The following is a 16,897-nucleotide window of genomic DNA, read 5'->3' as shown; positions in this document are numbered from 1 at the left end:
CAGCATGCAGCTGAATGATGACAGGGGGCCGAGTAGTCCCCTGTCGAGACTTGTCAACTATTCCGCGGCCGCGACGGCATCTTGCATGGCACCGATATTATCCTTGGTCATGACCAGCACGCCGGTATTGATGTTGACCGGGATCGGTTTACCCTCAAAGCCCTTGAGCCCGTTGGTTGTCAGACCATTGTGATGGAAATCGTAGAGCGATTTGAATGCGTAATAGGTGAACAGCTCCCGGTTCTGCACGATGATCGCATTAACCGATCCGTCCTTGAGCGTATTGAAGAACTCTGGGGTCTGCTCCATCGCGGTGACCACCACCTTGCCCGATAGTCCAGCCTCGCCTAGTGCCGTGACAATTCCGGCACCCGATTCAGAATCGAATCCGGCCAGTCCGGCAATATCCGGGTGCGCCGCAATCAGAGCAGCAGTCACTTGTGCCGCCTTTTGTGCATCACCGCCGTCGTCTTCGCTGGCAACGACCTGATATTTGTCGCCAGCAGCCTTTATCGTTTCGTTGAAGCCTTGCAGGGCATGGACGGTATTGGCTGCGTTGATGATGGACATCGTCGCGATCTTGCCGCCATCAGGCAAAGCCTTGATCATCGCCTTGGCCTGTTCCTCGCCGATAGTCGTCCAATCGGTACCGATGAAGGTCAGGCGCTTGGAATTCGGCAAATCGGCGTCGTCAACAACCGTCGGCACGCCCATTTCGATACACTTGTCAACAGAAGCGGCAAGCGACGGGTCCCAACCCACTACCGACACGCCTGCCGGATTTTGCGCGCAGACTTGATCGATTGTGGCAATGAATCCAGGTAGATCGATCGTAGTTGGCCCAGCGATCCTGATTTTTACGCCAAGTTGCTCGGCTGCCTGCTTCATGCCGCGATAGTCGGTGCGGACGAATAGCGGCAGCGTCGCGTTTTGCGATATCCAGTAGTAGGTCTCGGTCGCATTGTCCGGTCCGAAGCTGGTTTCTTCTGCCATGACTGCGGTGGCCGTTAATGCGAGGGCCGACACCATACCGGCCATAGCAATTTTCATTAGACAATTCATTGTAATTCCTCCCATTTTTGCGGTTACAAGCTGCCGCATCAGCTTCTGTGAGTCTGCTTGAACCGGTCCAGCGACACTGCAAAGAGCAGGACCAAGCCGACAATAATATTTTGCCAGTACACACCGACGCCGTTGATGATCAGCGCGTTTTGAACCAAGGCGATCAACAGCACGCCGAGCACACCGCCGAGAACCGATCCTTCCCCACCTCGAAGGCTTGCGCCGCCCAGAACTGCCGCCGTGATAACGGATAGTTCGACGCCAATCCCCGCCGACACCACGGCGGAATTTAGCCGAGCCGAACCCAGCACACCGGCGAGGCCGGCGAGCGCACCCATGATGATAAAACCGGTCAAGGTTATCCGCGCCACGCGGATGCCCGACAATTGAGCGGCATGTGCGTTGCCGCCGATGAAATAGAACTGGCGAAAATAGCGCGTCCGCGCCACCAGCCACCAACCGGCTGCCACAACGAAGAGCGCAAACCAGAAAGGCGACTGCATGCCTAGGAAACTGGCCTGGCCATAGGCTTTGAAGCCATCCCCGATCGGGGTAACGCCCGTGCCCGACACAAGCTGGGTGGCGCCCCGAAATATCGCCATGGTTGCCAGCGTCGCGATGAGAGCGTTAATATTGATGCGCGTCACGATAACGCCGTTGATCAGGCCACAGAAGGCACCGGCAGCAATCCCGGCCAGGAGGCCGGCTTCCGCCGGTAGCCCCCACCATGCCACTACCACACCGGCGACAACGCCCGACAATGCCAGCGCCGAACCAATCGACAGATCGAATGTGCCGCCGATCATCAGCAACATCATCCCAGCGACCAGAATGCTGTTCTGCGCCGCGTTCAGCATCACTGCCGAAAAATTGTAGCGCGTGGGAAAGTTGTTGGGATAGACGACCGTCATCACCACCACCAGAAGGGCAATCAGGATCACCAGCGTCAACTCCCGGGAGTCCGCCAACTTCCACAAAAATCTTATTGGCCATGCTTGTTTAGTGATCTCGGTCGATGCCGGTTGACGTTCGGTTTCAGGATTTGGTTTGGTGATTGCTGTCTCGGTCATGCGGCACCCGCAGATTGGATTGATGTATGTTGGGTGGCCAGCCTGAGGACGGATTCCTCATCGGCCACATCACCCGGCAGTTCTCCGACTGTTCGGCCGTCGGCCATCACCACGATCCTGTCGGCCAGGGTCAGAACTTCAGTCAGGTCGGACGACACGACCAGCAGTGCAAAGCCCTTGGCCCTGAGTGCCCGCAACAGGCGATAAATTTCGGCGCGCGCGCCGACATCGACACCACGCGTCGGCTCGTCGACAATCAACAGATCGGGTTCCGGTGCTAGCCATTTGGCTAGCAAGACCTTTTGCTGATTGCCGCCGGACAAATTGCCGACCAATTGCAAGATGTCGGGAGTCGCGATGTTGAGTTCTTTTACGTAGCGATCAGCATATGATGCAATGGCGCGATCCGAGATTACACCGCCTGGTGAGACTTTCGACAGCACAGCGATAGTGATGTTTTCCGCCAGACTTTTGGCTAGAAACAACCCCGCGGTCTTTCGATCTTCGGGAACCATGCCAACGCCAGCAGCCATGGCATCCCATGGCCCCTCGAACCGCATACGGGTACCATGCAACCGAATCTCACCCCGTTCATGGCGACGGGTGCCAAATATGGTTTCGCAAACTTCTGAACGTCCCGACCCTACCAGACCGGCAAGACAAACGATCTCACCGCGCCGGACGGAAAAGCTGGCATTACGTACAAACGGCGCCGCAGCCACCGAGTTGACCTCCAGCACCAGTTCTCCCGGCGCCAGGTTGCTTTCTCTTGCAAAGTGCACGTCCCGACCTACCATCAACCGGATCAGTTCATCTTGATTGGTCTCCGCCAAAAGCCGCCTCCCTGTAACCTGGCCGTCTTTCAGCACCGTGACGCGGTCGCACAGTTCAAATATCTCTGAGAGCCGGTGCGACACATAAATAATGGAAACGCCGCTAGCCTTAAGGCCGCGCACCAAATCGAACAGGCGCGCTGTTTCCGTCAGCGTCAGCGCCGAGGTCGGTTCGTCCAGGATCAACAGCTTGAGATCACGTGACAGCGCTTTGGCAATTTCAACAATTTGTGCCTGCGCCGTCGAAAGCGCTCGCACCGGGGTCCAGGGGTCGAGTGACACCCCAAGTTGATTTAGCAATTCGCGAGTGCGCCGCACCATTTCCCGCCGATCAACGACGTTAAAGCGACCTATGGGTTGGCGCCCAGCGAAGATATTTTCGGCAATTGATAGTTGACCGACAAGAGAGCCTTCCTGGTGAACGATACCGATACCAAGTGCCCCGGCCGATGTTTCATCGAGGCGGTCGAGCGCTATACCATCAAACTCAATGGCGCCGGCATCCCAATGATAGACGCCAGCAATGATCTTCCCCAACGTCGATTTTCCGGCGCCATTTTCACCGAGCAGAGCATGGATTTCGCCAGCACCTACCGTCAGCGAAACTTCGGTCAGGGCCTGCACGCCAGGAAATCCCTTGGAACAGCCCGACACCTTAAGACGCGTTGTGGTCGCTTTAGTCATTTGGCCTGCCTGGCTTTGCCGAGGTAGGCTTCTTCAAGACTTTTAATAAGCCACACCATTGTATCGTTGAGAGGGGTGGCCACGCCGTGGACTTTGCCGGCGGCGACGATGGCGCCGTTGATGACGTCAATCTCAGTCCGCCGTTCGGCTTCGACATCTTGCAGCATCGACGCCTTGGCACCGATGGCACGCGCCAGCAGTCCTGTAATGGCCGCCCAGCGCTCCTCGCCATCAAGCGAAATGCCTTGCGCGGAAGCGACGGCGACAGTTTCGTCCAGTAGGCCGCGCATGAGCGCCATCGTGCCATCGTGTTCAACAAGTTCATCGGCGTGAAAACGCAGCAGGCCCGCCGGCGGCAGTGTGCACACATTGAGTGCAAGCTTTTTCCAGACTTCATCGACAATGCGCGTCGACGGTGCGACCTCGAAGCCCGCATCTTCGAAGGTCGCGGCCAGACGCTCCAAGCGGGGGCTGAGAGTGCCGTCAAGTTCGCCTATATGTGTCACCCCGACGCCCGGGTGATTGATATGACCCGGCTTTGCCAAGTTGGCGGAATGATAAGTTAGCCCCACTAAGAGGGCGTGCTCGCCAATGATACCGGCAATGCGCGCTGCGTTTCCCCAGCCGTTTTGCAACGACAGCACCATCGTATCGGAGCCGATCATTGGCCGCGCGGCATGAATGGCAGCTTCGGTGTGATAGCATTTTACAAAATTAACGATTAGGTCGACTTGGCCAACTGTACTCGCATCGTCTGTCGCTCTTGCCTGCGAGGTGAGAACCGTGCCGTCCTTTTCTTCGATCGCAAGCCCACTGGCGTTGATGGCGTCCAATGCTGGACGCGATACATCAATTAAGCTGACATCGTTACCGGCGTGCGCCAACATGCCGCCGAATAGGCCGCCCATGGCGCCGCCACCACCTAAAACTGCAATTTTCATGACCGGTCCTCGCGAACTGATGTTCGACAACCGGTAATTCGATCCCAATGACGAGGATTAACAACCATAGCGTACAATTCACTTCCCCCTTCGCGTCCAATGGCTCGGTACGCCTTGAATTGACGATGATCAAACGCTATAGTGGTGTATGCGTGTTGTCAAGTATGATGGTATGATAGGTTGAAAATATGTTGAATGACCCCGTAGTGATCAATCGGCGCAAGCTGTTCGAGCAGGTCGCCGCCCATCTCGAGCAGGAAATTCTTGCTGGCAAGTTCAAGCCAGGCGACCGGCTACCACCGGAACGGGACTTACAGGAAATGTTCGGTGTTGGCAGACCCGCCATTCGCGAGGCGCTGATAACATTGCAGCGCGTTGGGTTGCTTGAAATCAGCAATGGTGCACCCGCCCGGGTGGCAATGCCGACGGTGCAGGGGATCGTCACCGGCCTGACACCCGCCGTGCAGCAAATACTTTCGGGGGCGGAGGGTCAGCGACAATTGCAGCGTGTCAGACTGTTTATGGAAGTTGGTTTGGTGAGGAATGCCGCAACCGACGCAACTGACCAGGAAGTGCAGGCGTTCGCGGATGCGCTCGATGACAACCGGCGCGCTGTCGGCAATGTCGAAGACTTCATTCGCACTGACGTTGCCTTTCACTACGTGTTGGCAACTATGATGCATAATCAGGCTTTTCTGGCTTTACATGACGCAATGTCCACGTGGTTGCTCGAACAGCGTCGTATCGCGCTGATTGAACCTGGTGAAGATACCGCCAGCCACGAGGCCCATGTCCGCATCTACGAAGCTGTCGCCGCCCGAGACGCCGACGCCGCCGAGCCTAGCAATGCGGCAACATCTTGAAGCAGGATGGGTCGCATTCTGGCGCCGCTATGGTACGCCTGAGGCAGATAAGCCTTAGTGCCGGCGTAAGGTGGGGGTGTTCGATAGAGATTTGAAGCGCTGACTATAGCTTTGCATCGAGAGCTTCGAAAGATGTCCTAACGCCGTCGGCACAAATGAGTTTGTGGATGTTGTAATAGCGCTGCCAGTCGCCCAGTTTGACCTTGATATCCACATCAACTTTGCCACTGAGTATTCGATACAACGTCTGGCCTTCAACTCTAAGGGCTGTTGCTGCGGTTTCAAAGATTGTTACCTACTTCGTGTGAAGTTCAGTGTGTTCGTCGTCAGATGATTTGGCTCAGCTTGGATCGTAGATTAGTTGAGTGTTTGGCTCGTCTTTGGGTTGAAATTAGGCGGCGAGTTTGTGGTGTTGCGAGCGCCGATGCGGGATGGACTGGCGTTTGATCCTTTTGCGCTGTTTGAGGATGTTTGAATCGTCCCGGTTTCACCGGAGACCTTTAGCTTCATTTCACGCGACCATATCGAGCACGTCGCGCTGTGCATAGAAGTTCTCTTCAGCCTCTGCTGGCGGGATGTTTCCGATGGGGCCAAGCAGGCGTCTGTGGTTGAACCAATCGACCCATCCGAGGGTGGCCATTTCCAGATCTTGCATGTTGCGCCATGGACCCTGGCGGTGGACCAGGCTCGGTTTTGTAGAGACCGTTAATCGTCTCAGCGAGGGCGTTATCATACGAGTCCCCGACGCTGCCGACCGATGGTTCGATGCCTGCTTCGGCCAAACGCTCGGTGTATCGAATGGACAAATATTGCCCGCCGCGATCCGAGTGGTGAACCAATCCGCTCTTTTGGACCGGCCGTCGATCATGCAGGGCCTGCTCGAGAGCATCGAGAACAAAGTCAGTTTTGGCCGATCGTGAGACCCGCCATCCGACGATGCGATCAGCGAATGTGTCGATGACAAAGGCCACATAGATGAAGCCTTGCCACGTGGACACATAGGTAAAATCGCTGACCCAGAGCAGGTTCGGTGCAGGCGCCCGGAACACGCGGTTTACCTTGTCACGCGGACAGGGCGCTGACGTGTCAGGGACCGTCGTCTTGACCACCTTTCCACGCACGGCACCACGGATGCCGATCTGTTTCATCAAGCGCTCCACCGTGCAGCGCGCCAGCGTATAGCCTTCCCGCTTTAGCTGATGCCACGCCGGACCCCATAGACCTGATAGTTTTCATCCCAGATCCGTTTGACCTCCGGACGCAACTCCATGTCACGCCGATGCCGTGCGGAGGCTTTGGAGGGATCGGCTTCGCACGCCAGACGATGATAATATGTTGACGGCGCGATCGGCAGGACTCTGCAGATCGACTCGACGCCGTAAACAGCGCGCTGATCTTCAATGAAGGCGATCATCGCTTCAGTGGGCGGTCGAGTTCCGCCTGCGCAAAATAAGCTGACGCCTTGCGCAGGATCTCATTCGCCTGGCGCAACTCGCGGACCTCACGTTCCAGGGCCTTGATCCGATCCCGTTCCTCGGTCGTGACACCGTCGCGCATACCGCTGTCTTTCTCGGCCTGCTTGACCCATTCGCGCAGGGTCTGGGGAATACAGCCGATCTTCGGTGCAATGGCCGCAATCGCGCCCGCCTGCGTTTCGTATGAGCCTTGATGCTCAAACACCATCCTGACCGCTCGTGCGCGGACCTCGGGCGAGTAGCGATTTGCCATTTTGCTTTTCGTCATAACCACCATCCTTACTTAAGTTGATGTCTCCGACAAACTCGGGGCGATTCATGCCCCCAACTTCTATCCAGCGTGATGGAGTCCCTGTCGGTTGTTTTGGCTGGGGCATGGACAACTTGCACCCGCCAAACCGCCATCCTGATAGCCGTCTTGAACCACAGCAGATGTCAAGACCGCATGATGTTGTGCTTCAGTGCCCCGAGTAAACGCGCGGCTATGGCAGGATAGAGCGCGGACACATCACTGGTTTCGCATTGGTCATTGTGTGTGTCGATCAACCGCGCATGGGACAGGGTTTTGGGATCGATGGCGGGATCTTCAAACTGATTGCGACTTTCGGCGTGGACATAGCCAGATACCAGTTTGTAGCGCCCGTCGAATGCTATCCGCCACTTGCCAAGTCCGGAAAAAACGATATCGCGATATCTTATCGACGCGTCGGCAAGGGTTGCGCACATTGATCTGCTGTCGACCCCGGCCAGTACATCAGCCTCAGCGAGTTCAAGAATGGTCGCATGGAGATCGATAATCGATGCGGGACCGTCTGATGCCCGTGCCTTCTCAATCCCCGGACCCATAAAAATTAGTGGCACGCCGATTGATTTTTGATGTGGGAGCGATTTCTCCCATAGCCCGCAATCGCCCAGCATCTCGCCATGATCGCTCGCAAAGATGATTATGGTGTTGTCGAGCTGGTTCTTGCTTTCAAGCAAGTCGACATAAGTGCCCAGGATGCGGTCAATATTTTCAACCATGGCCGTGTAGCAACGGCGTATCGCGGTATGCACTGCGGCGTCCTCGCCGTTCCACATTGCGGGCATGGGTGGGCGCCGGTCAGCAACGCTCGCGGCCATCGTGCGGGTAATATCCATCGGTTCGTGGGGGCCGGCAAAATTGACTTGCAGGAACCATGGCGCCGTCTGATCACAGGCATTTTCGATCAGATCATGGCCGCACCGCCCGATCCAGCCGTCCTGATAGGCATCATCGGGTAAGGGGGTCGGATCGGTATTGAGGTAGGTGGCGCCCGGTGCCGCATCCCCCGGCTTCTTTGTGCGGGCCGCGAAGTCTTCAACATGGGCCGATGCAAGGCCACGTTCCTGCAGGAAATGCAAATAGGGCTCGGCCTTGCCTCGATCGTGCGCAACAATGACGGCATGCTTGCCGCCGCTGTCGAGGCCGCCGGTAAATCCCAGGGCTTTGAGGCGGGATTGCCCATTGTCGTCGTGCTGCCCATCCTGTCCCCAGCCAAAATCACCCTTCAACAGATCAGCCTTGCCGCAGGTCAATACGGCGTATCCTGCGGCCGCGAGTTGCCGGTAAAAATTTGGCTCGTCCAGACCGACGCTATAGCGATTATCCGGTACGGAACTTCGATCGAACTCGTACCCCGTCGCCAGACACGCCCGTGACGGGGCGCAGATCGGGGACGGGCAAATCGCATTGCGAAAGGTCGTTCCATGCGCCATCAACCTGTCTATTGCCGGGGTTATTGCCCCGCCAATATTGGCAGGACCGACCCAATCGGGGCGCAACTGGTCAGGAAAAAACAGCAGTATATTGGGTCTCATTGCTCAATATCTTCCAAAGGCCAATGGTCAGCTGCGCAGCCGGTCAGCGTTTCGGCCAATCGCCGAAGAATGTGCCGGGATCGTCGGTCAGTATATGGGGTTCATATAGCGTGGTATCGGCTTCGATCAGCAGCCCCCGGGCAGCAGGAACTGATTTGGCATGGCCAATCCCTTGTTGAGCGGATAAGTGGCCTTCAATTGTGCCTGCCGCGCCATGAGAGGCCCGTCGATATAGTCGTAATCGACATCATCACACGCCTTGGCGCGGAGATATTCTTCCACATCGCGGGGGGCGGCCCCAATCATATTCACGCTCTCGTAAGGATCGCTGTCGAGATCGAAAAGCAGATCGTCATAGCCGCGAAATCCAACATATTTCCAGTTGCGCCACCGCACGACCCTAAACTCGGTACCAGCTCCCCATCGCGCGTTGATGTGGTCACAACAAATGCGGCGGTCTGGCAGGACTGTCGCCCCGCCTATGGCGGCGGTCAAATCCGTCCCGGTCAGCCCCGCATTCGGCGTTCCACCGCCCATTGCGGTAAATGTCGGGACAAGGTCCAGCGTCGATACTGGCGTCGTGATGGTCGCCGCCGGCAGGGCGCCGGTGCGGTGCTCAGGCAGCGAGATCATCATCGGCACGCGGCAGCAGCCCTCGTACCAGCCGCTCTTCCACCAGGTACCGAGTTCGCCGGCCATTTCGCCATGATCGCTGGCGTAGACGATTATGGTATTTTCGAGCAGTCCCGATTTATCGAGGCGCAGCAACAGATCGCCGACGATTTCGTCAAAATAGCTGACACAGGCAAAATAGGCTGCGCGGGCGCGCATATTCTCCTCGGCACCTATTTCCGAAATTGACCAGCCTTTTCGAATAAGGTCGCTGACGGGATGATCATAGGAGGCGCCGCTGGCGGGCACATAGGGTTTGCTGATTGTCTCGTTTGAGTAGGCGTCGTTGAAGCGCAATGGCGACGTCAATGGATAATGTGGACGACTGAATGATGCGCAGGTGAACCAGGGACGATCCGGCGTTTTTTTCACATGATTGCGCAAAAGCGCGATGGTCTCATCGGCGATGATATTGTCGCATATCAGCGATTCGGGGATCTTTGTACGCCCAACAATTTCGGTTCGGGCGCGCAGATTGTCACCGATATTTGGTTCGGCATCCAGCCCATTGTCATGTCGGCTCTGTGCCGCCGACTGACGCTCCCAAAGCTTATCCTCATATTGGTGCGAGGCGGTTCCCATCAAGTCGCCGTATGGCCGATGCTGGAAGCCGTGAAACTGAAGATTGCCACCGAAGTGCATTTTGCCAACCAATGCTGTTTCATAGCCAAGTCGGGCAAGCATTTTGGGCAAGGTGTCGAGACTCGGGGTCCAGGATCGAGTAATTGTTGATGGCACCCGATTGCTGCGCCTCCAAACCCGTCATCATGGCAATGCGCGAGGGAACACAAAGCGGCACGGGGCAATAGGTGTTCTCGAACACTGCGGCCTGGCTCGCAAGATGATCCAGATTCGGCGTCGAAACCTTCTCGCCGCCCAATCCGTCGGGCGTATGCCCCATGAATCGAAAATTGTGTTCGTCGCTCAATATGAACAGAATATTGGGTTGGACCATTGCTCTATCCAGTCTTTCTTGTCTGTCTGGTCATAGGCTATTCGGCAGGCTTGGATCGTGCCCGACGCAGCGCCTGGTAGAGCGCCTTTCCGAGTGGCCACAGCGCAAATGCCACACAGGCGGCAATCGCCGTGCCTGAAACCGGCCGCGTAAATAGCGGTGTGAAGTCACCGTTTGAACTCATCAACGCCGCCCGAATCCGCTCCTCGGCGAGGGGGCCAAGTACAAATCCGATAACAAAGGGTGAGAGTGGAAACCGCAGATAGCTCATCAGGAACCCGAACAAGCCAAATGCGAACATTATCCATGCATCTTCGATACGGTTGTTTGTTGCAACGACACCCACAACACAAAACATCAGTACCACGGGCGCCAGCACGTAGAGTGGGGCACTGATGACACGGGTGAGCATCGGGATCGACACGACCATCAGGATCAGCATCGCGATATTGGCGAACAGATAGGCCGATATGATCCCGTAAAAAACCGTGGGGTGTTCAAGGGCCAATAGGGGGCCCGGTTCGACCTGATGAAGAATAAGCGCCGCCATCAGAATCACGTCCTGGCCCGAACCGGGAATGCCGAGTGAAATCAGCGGGACCAGCGCGCCACCCACGGTGGCATTGTTGCCGGTCTCGGACGCTACAACGCCTTCTTCCGAGCCGTGACCGAATTTTTCCTTATTGCGCGAAAACGTCTGGGCGACCGAATAGCTGATGACCGCACCGATATTCGCGCCGATGCCGGGTAGTATGCCGATCCATGATCCAATCAGGGATGAGCGAATGATATTCAGCGGATATCTGAACACCCGAAACAGATGGCGTACAATGTCTGTAATCGCGGCATGTTGCTGAGGCTTGCCGGTATGGGTCGAGCCGATATCGCTCAGCATCTGACGTAGCGCAAATACCCCGATGAGCACCGGCAAGATGCTAAAGCCTGACGCCACCGAGTGGAACCCGAAGGTGAAGCGACTACTTGCCGACACGCTGTCAAAACCCACCATCGAAACGAAAATGCCCAACAGCCCCGACATCAGGGACTTGATCGGATTGCCGCCGCCGGTGAAGGCGATGAGAATGAGGCCGAGCATCACAAAGGCAAAATAGTCAAAATTTCGAAATTTGGACGCGACAAAGGCCAGAGGAATCGACAGGGCGACCAGGACCACCCACGAGATCATGCCACCGACGAACGATCCCATGATGCCGAGTGACAGTGCTTCAGCGGCGCGCCCCTGCTTGCACATTTCATAGCCGTCGAGCGCCGTCATCACGGCCGAAGGGGCGCCGGGAATGCCGAGCAGAACCGCAGATACCAGGGCGCCGCTTACCCCACCGACGTAGATGCTGATCAAGAAGATCTGAGCGTCCAGGTGAAACATCGTGAAGGTGATTGGCAACATCAGTGCCATCAGCATCCCACCGCCGAGACCTGGGATGGCCCCGAAAATCATGCCGAGGAATGTGCCAAGCAGAACCCAACCGATGGAGGAAGGTTGCGACAGATAGCTCAAGGAATCCAGGAACGGTGTCAGCATGATCCAAATCTCATGGTAAATTCACGTAGAGCAAGTTCTTGAAAACATAGCCGACGGAAAATGAAGTCAAAATAGACGCGACGAAAAGAATGGATATCGAGATATTGCCTCTCGCGCCAATAAGCAGGCCCGTTGCGATAAAATACACCAATGTCAAAACTTCAAATGACGCCAGTTTTATCGAAATCATTGATATGTAGAGCGCCAAAAGCAAAATTGCACCGAATGGACGGAGCATGTCCAGGATACGCGTCTTAAGGCGCGTTGGCTGTCCGGCCTCCAATGCGCCGGGCGGCGCCGGGTGTCGCAGGGCCAGCAGGCCCTGTGCCATTAGCAGGAGCGAGCACCCCGCAATCAGGATGAGTGCAAATTCTGGCATGAATGCCGGTCCGAGGGGATCAAAGCCCGGGTTATGGATCTGCAGGGCCCTAAAATATAGCCCGATCGACAAAATCAGAAATAGTAAACCTGCCGCGATATCAACTATAGATTTTCGCATATTGCCATACCCGAGCTGTATTTCTCTAGTTCGTCTCTACTTTCAACCCGAAAGTATCAACGATATCTACCCGTTCTTTCCATATTTTGTCGGCCAGCGCATCCATGTCGTCACCGCCGACAAAGAGAATTTCTACCCCCAAAGTTTCTTCCAATTGGGCTTTGGTTTCTGGCGCCATCAATTGGGTCTCGAGCAAGTTGGTCCAGTAGTCCTTGATCTCCTGGGGGGTGTCGCGCCGAATCCAGAAATAGCCTGAATTGCACATGGCGCTGGGTGTGTCATACCCTTGCTCAGCCATGGTGGGCGTGTCGGGAAGATATGAACTGCGCGAACTGCCGTAATAGGCGAGTGCCTTGAGTTGGCCGTCCTTTACCAGTGAGGCAACCGCTGAAGGGTTCTGATCGCCGATATCGACGTCACCCGAGAGAATGGCCTGACGGACCCCGCTACCCCCGCCGGCAGAGACAATTCGAGGCGCAAAGTCCAGCGCCTGGCCAAGTGCCAGCATCTCCACGTGACTAAGGGCCCCGATATTCGCGCCGGCGCGAACCATATCTGGGTTGTCTTTTCCATAGGCGGCAAGGCTCATCGAGATTGGAGTAGGGGGCGTCTGCCCGCGCGTAGGTCGCCGGGCAACTTTTCGCCACTTCGGCAATTGGTTGAAGTTTTTCAAGCGTCGGGAACCCAAGCGTTCCCATGGCGCCAGCCTGCAAAACCGCCTCGTGGATAAACAGCAGCGTATAGCCATCTGCCGGCTGCTCGGCGACAAACCGGTCTCCGGTAACAGTGCCGGCGCCCGGCATCGCCTGAACCACCATGGGCACCGGCAACGCATCTTTCAGATAGGGTTGCATGGCCAGCAACATGGTGTGGTAGCCGCCACCAGCATTGTTGGGGAATATTACCCGAACTGGCTTTTCCGGGTAATCGGCGGCGAATGCGGACACGCTTCCGGCACTAAAGATGATTGCTGCCATCGCGGCAATTAGTATGTTCTTCATTCCATCCTCCCAGTAGTTCATTGTTAGTTGATGCCGCGGCCATTCAAACCGCGGCGATTTCAAGCGGTCTCCAGATTGTATCGCTCGTAGAATTCTTCGGGCGTATCATGGCGTCGAAATTCTCGACTTGCCCTTGCCAGAAGCCGTTGTTCGATCTCTTCATGGCGAACCGGGTGCATTTGTCCGGGGTCGTTATCGAGATCAAAAAGCATGGTTTCAGCGTCAGCGGTGTCAAGTCCATCGGCACCGGTCTGGCTGTTTGTCGGGGTTAGTCTGACTTTGAGCAGGGGCACGCCCTTGGTAAAGTCGAACGATTGAACCTGTGTGGCACCAGCTAGTTCATCAATATCGAAAGGCTTTCGCAGATGCGCTGGCATGAGTGTGTACATGTCCAGAGGACTGTCGGCGTCGGCGGGCAGGTAATAGGTGTAGCGTCCATCGGTTACGCCCAGCGGGCCGCCGAAAACCCCGAAAACCGCGACATCGCGCACCCCATCCTGCTGGCCTTGCATCAGTGGCAAAAGTGAATGGCCGGTCGTCTCAGGGGGAATGGCTATCCCAGCCATCTCAAGTATGGTTGGCATCAGGTCCGTTGTCTGGCTCAGGGCCGGAATGTGTTTGCCGTTTGCCGTGCCGTTAGGAATATGAATGATCAGCGGGATATGACTGATTTCTTCATAGGCCGGCATGCAGTTCTTGCCCCACCAATTGTGCTCGGACAGCAAAAATCCGTGGTCGGTCGAGAGGATAAGGCAGGTGTCCTTCCACAGATCGTGCGCGTCAAAATAGTCTAGAAGTTGTCCAAAATAGGCGTCGCACATGGTAAGGAGCGCGGCGTAATTGCTGCGGTTTTCGGCGATTTCCGGGTCTGAATCGGTTACCTTCTGGTAATGGGGCCAATCCCTTGTCTTGCCGACATACGCTGTTGGAAACGCGTCCCTGAAGCGCGCTGGCGCGTCAAACGGTTCGTGCGGGTCAAAGCATTCAAGTTGCAAAAACCAATCGTTTGCGGTGTGGTTGTTGTCCAGAAACCGAAACGCGGATTGGAAGCATCGGCTGAGCGGGTAGTCGCGCTCATCCTTCATCGACATCGTCGAGATCATGTGCCGCGATCGCTTGAATTCCATTGCATCGACATTGAACCGGGTTGCGGTCTTGTCGGCCGCAAGGGAACGCGTTGGATAGTGGTCGGCGGCGAAGTGCTCTTCGAAATGGGCAACAGGGGGCCGTACATGAATGTCCGTCGCATCATATTCCTGCCCGCGGATAAACTCCCAGCTATCGAACGCGTTGACGTAGCCGCTGCCACCGTCCTCAAAATAGTGCAAATGATCGGTGATCAGGTGACTGTAGATGCCCGCCTTGCTCAGTTCGCGCGGCAAGGAATTGTCGAAGGGCTCAAGCGGCCCCCAACTCCGGTGCATGAAATTCAGTCGCCCCGTATGCATGTCTCGTCGCGCCGGCATGCACGGCAGGCTGCCCGCATAGTGGCGGTCAAAGACTGCACCGCGCGCGGCAAATCGATCATAGTTGGGGGTAGGAACCGAGCCACCATAGGCGCCCAATGCCAATCGGTTGAGCGAATCGAAAAGCACAAACACCGTCTTCAATGATTTCGCCCCTGATGATCAATGTTTGCCATTTCGGTTGCCACAATGGACGCAATTCGAAATGATTTAAAATTCCAACGGGTGTCGAATCATAACTGGAAGGAATGGCTTGGATGTATGACGACCTGAGAAACTTTGTCGTCGTTGTTGAGAGTACCAGCGTTACATTGGCGGCAAAACGGCTTGGGCTCTCGCAACCGGCGGTATCGAAATGCATTAGGCGGATTGAAAGCCAGCTGGGTGTCACGCTGCTCATGCGCACGGCGCGCGGTGTGATGCCCACCGAAGTTGGCCGCCAGGTGTATGACCGGGCCAAGGCCATTGAGGCGGAGTATCGCTACCTGCGATGGCACGCGACGGAGGCCAAGGGCGGGCTGTCAAAAACGCTAAGGCTCGGGGCGGGTCCAAACTGGAACGTCGCCTATTTGCAAGGTATTATCGACGACATTCGAACACACTTTCCAAAAACCGTATTGGAAGCCCAGGTTCATGTGAAAGAAATTCTTGTCGATAATCTATCGGCAGGAAAATTGGATTTCGCGATCTGCGGCACAGATATTGAGAGTTCCGACGAAAATATTGAGAAGGAAACACTGACCAATGTGGAAACCGTCATCATGTGCCGAAAGGATCATCCTTTAAGGCGCAGTCAAAATATTTCCCTACAAGATCTTATCGCGTGTGACTGGGTTAGTTTCGAGCCAAACCGGCATTATGTCTATAGCCTTGACGCATTCTTTGCCAGGGAAGGGTTGCGGCCACCGGCGCCGAGCGTCGTCACCGACAGTTGGCTGTCTGGCATCTTGATCGTCGCGAACGGTAATTCGTTGATGAACGTGCCAAGAAATCTGGAAGGTTTGACGAGTAAATTTGACGTGCTGGTGTTGCCGGGATTGCCTGCGGTCCAAAAATTCTCGGGCGGCCTTTGGTATCGCAAGAGCATGATGGATTTTGAAATTGGTCGTAGAGTCAAAGAGATTATCAAGGCACGAATTGTCTTGTAACGCCTGAGCCCAATATCCGATGTCAGCACCGTTAATGCGGTTGCAGATTATGCACGAGTTTAATTCGCCCGACGGGATTTGACCGTGTTTGGCGCCTCGGCTCCCCAGCAACTAGAAGTTGCAGCGTAAATTCTACCGCACAGGCTCCGCTAAAACGAGGGGATTACCGCGGGATCGAACAGGCTGTGCAGCGCAATGCCGCTGTATAATCTGCAAAGAATCGAACCATCAGTGTTCACGATCATTTCCGCAAACGGCGTGGGGTCCATCGTGATAATCTCCCTTCACATGATTTGCAGGACGCGAACGATGCGAAACGCCAACCCTATGACGATGGCAATTTAGCAAGTAGGCTCGTCGAAATTTTTACCAATATCCGCAAATTTCGCGCCGCAATTTTGGTTCGCCGCCAGTTTGGCAGACACGGCTAAATTGCGCGAATTGAGGTGCCGCCACACGCACGCCGCTTTTGCCCCTGAGATAGGGGAGGCACGCGATCAATTACTAGGATTGAGCCATTTTTTAGGCATGCGTCGGCCGCAGTTCTGCTGCCCGCAAGCCCGCATTGACCATCAAGGCTCCGTCGGTTCCTACTACCGCAAGAGTTGATGTGACTGCTCCAGAAGGACGGACTTTGATCCGTTGTAAAGCCCGGGGCCGGGCAGCGTTCGCGAGAGATTGCGAGCAACGCACCTAACCATCGAAAGTCAGGCCACCGCTTGCGACAGGAGACGAGCCGTTGCTAAACGTTCTGTATCTCGTTCCCAATCTGGCAGATACCGCTGTAGCGCGGCGGATAGCCATGTTGCGCCTTGGAGGTGCTGAGGTCGATGTGGCCGGCTTCCG

General features: G+C 55.9%; 12 protein-coding genes, 2 pseudogenes and 1 other annotated feature. Of the genes and pseudogenes, 2 read left to right on the top strand and 12 right to left on the bottom strand.

Annotated features, from left to right (window positions below):
• Positions 1 to 57: 57 nt before the first annotated feature.
• The 4 genes from PSQ19_RS05570 to PSQ19_RS05555 are packed head-to-tail and all read right to left on the bottom strand — an operon-like array spanning position 58 to position 4,590.
• Positions 58 to 1,050: a substrate-binding domain-containing protein gene (locus tag PSQ19_RS05570; RefSeq protein WP_282219949.1), complete on the bottom strand. Its 993-nt coding sequence runs from the start codon at positions 1,048 to 1,050 to the stop codon at positions 58 to 60.
• Positions 1,051 to 1,100: 50 nt separating this feature from the next.
• A complete protein-coding gene (locus PSQ19_RS05565) occupies positions 1,101 to 2,132 on the bottom strand; it encodes an ABC transporter permease (RefSeq protein ID WP_282219948.1) in 1,032 nt (343 codons plus the stop codon).
• Complete coding sequence (locus PSQ19_RS05560; protein WP_282219947.1) at positions 2,129 to 3,649, bottom strand: sugar ABC transporter ATP-binding protein; 1,521 nt, start codon at positions 3,647 to 3,649, stop codon at positions 2,129 to 2,131. The genes PSQ19_RS05565 and PSQ19_RS05560 overlap by 4 nt, the downstream gene beginning before the upstream one ends.
• The gene (locus PSQ19_RS05555) at positions 3,646 to 4,590 is read right to left on the bottom strand and encodes a ketopantoate reductase family protein (RefSeq protein ID WP_282219946.1); all 945 of its coding nucleotides are present in this window, start codon (positions 4,588 to 4,590) and stop codon (positions 3,646 to 3,648) included. Before PSQ19_RS05555 ends, PSQ19_RS05560 begins: the two co-directional genes overlap by 4 nt.
• A gap of 188 nt (positions 4,591 to 4,778) precedes the next feature.
• Between PSQ19_RS05555 and PSQ19_RS05550 the strand changes: the two genes are divergently transcribed.
• Positions 4,779 to 5,453 carry a GntR family transcriptional regulator gene (locus PSQ19_RS05550; protein WP_282219945.1) on the top strand — a complete coding sequence of 225 codons (675 nt, stop codon included), beginning with the start codon at positions 4,779 to 4,781 and terminating at the stop codon, positions 5,451 to 5,453.
• Positions 5,454 to 5,964: 511 nt separating this feature from the next.
• On the opposite strand, the pseudogene PSQ19_RS05545 reads toward PSQ19_RS05550, so the two are convergent.
• From PSQ19_RS05545 to PSQ19_RS05510, 8 genes and pseudogenes are all read right to left on the bottom strand, one after another.
• A pseudogene (locus PSQ19_RS05545) lies at positions 5,965 to 7,196 on the bottom strand (IS3 family transposase).
• Positions 6,793 to 6,909 (bottom strand) — a sequence feature (AL1L pseudoknot). Its footprint overlaps the pseudogene before it by 117 nt.
• A 167-nt stretch (positions 7,197 to 7,363) precedes the next feature.
• A complete protein-coding gene (locus PSQ19_RS05540; protein ID WP_282219944.1) occupies positions 7,364 to 8,767 on the bottom strand; it encodes a sulfatase family protein in 1,404 nt (467 codons plus the stop codon).
• A 126-nt stretch (positions 8,768 to 8,893) separates the two neighbouring features.
• A pseudogene (locus tag PSQ19_RS05535) lies at positions 8,894 to 10,340 on the bottom strand (sulfatase-like hydrolase/transferase).
• 91 nt (positions 10,341 to 10,431) lie between these two features.
• A complete protein-coding gene (locus PSQ19_RS05530; RefSeq protein ID WP_282219943.1) occupies positions 10,432 to 11,937 on the bottom strand; it encodes a tripartite tricarboxylate transporter permease in 1,506 nt (501 codons plus the stop codon).
• A gap of 10 nt (positions 11,938 to 11,947) precedes the next feature.
• The gene (locus PSQ19_RS05525) at positions 11,948 to 12,436 is read right to left on the bottom strand and encodes a tripartite tricarboxylate transporter TctB family protein (RefSeq protein ID WP_282219942.1); all 489 of its coding nucleotides are present in this window, start codon (positions 12,434 to 12,436) and stop codon (positions 11,948 to 11,950) included.
• Positions 12,437 to 12,461: 25 nt separating this feature from the next.
• Positions 12,462 to 12,989 (bottom strand): tripartite tricarboxylate transporter substrate-binding protein, encoded by a 528-nt coding sequence (locus PSQ19_RS05520; protein ID WP_282219941.1) that lies wholly within the window; start codon positions 12,987 to 12,989, stop codon positions 12,462 to 12,464.
• The gene (locus PSQ19_RS05515) at positions 12,955 to 13,437 is read right to left on the bottom strand and encodes a tripartite tricarboxylate transporter substrate-binding protein (protein ID WP_282219940.1); all 483 of its coding nucleotides are present in this window, start codon (positions 13,435 to 13,437) and stop codon (positions 12,955 to 12,957) included. The genes PSQ19_RS05520 and PSQ19_RS05515 overlap by 35 nt, the downstream gene beginning before the upstream one ends.
• A gap of 59 nt (positions 13,438 to 13,496) precedes the next feature.
• A complete protein-coding gene (locus PSQ19_RS05510) occupies positions 13,497 to 15,047 on the bottom strand; it encodes a sulfatase (RefSeq protein ID WP_282219939.1) in 1,551 nt (516 codons plus the stop codon).
• A gap of 113 nt (positions 15,048 to 15,160) precedes the next feature.
• On the opposite strand from PSQ19_RS05510, the gene PSQ19_RS05505 reads away from it, so the two are divergent.
• Entirely contained in the window at positions 15,161 to 16,051 is an 891-nt protein-coding gene (locus PSQ19_RS05505; RefSeq protein WP_282219938.1) for a LysR family transcriptional regulator, read from the top strand.
• The last annotated feature ends 846 nt before the right edge of the window (positions 16,052 to 16,897 follow it).

The sequence above is a fragment of the Devosia algicola genome (assembly GCF_028816455.1).
Lineage (GTDB): Bacteria > Pseudomonadota > Alphaproteobacteria > Rhizobiales > Devosiaceae > Devosia > Devosia algicola.
Note: the sequence above shows the minus strand (reverse complement) of the source record. Positions and strands in the feature narration are given on the sequence as shown.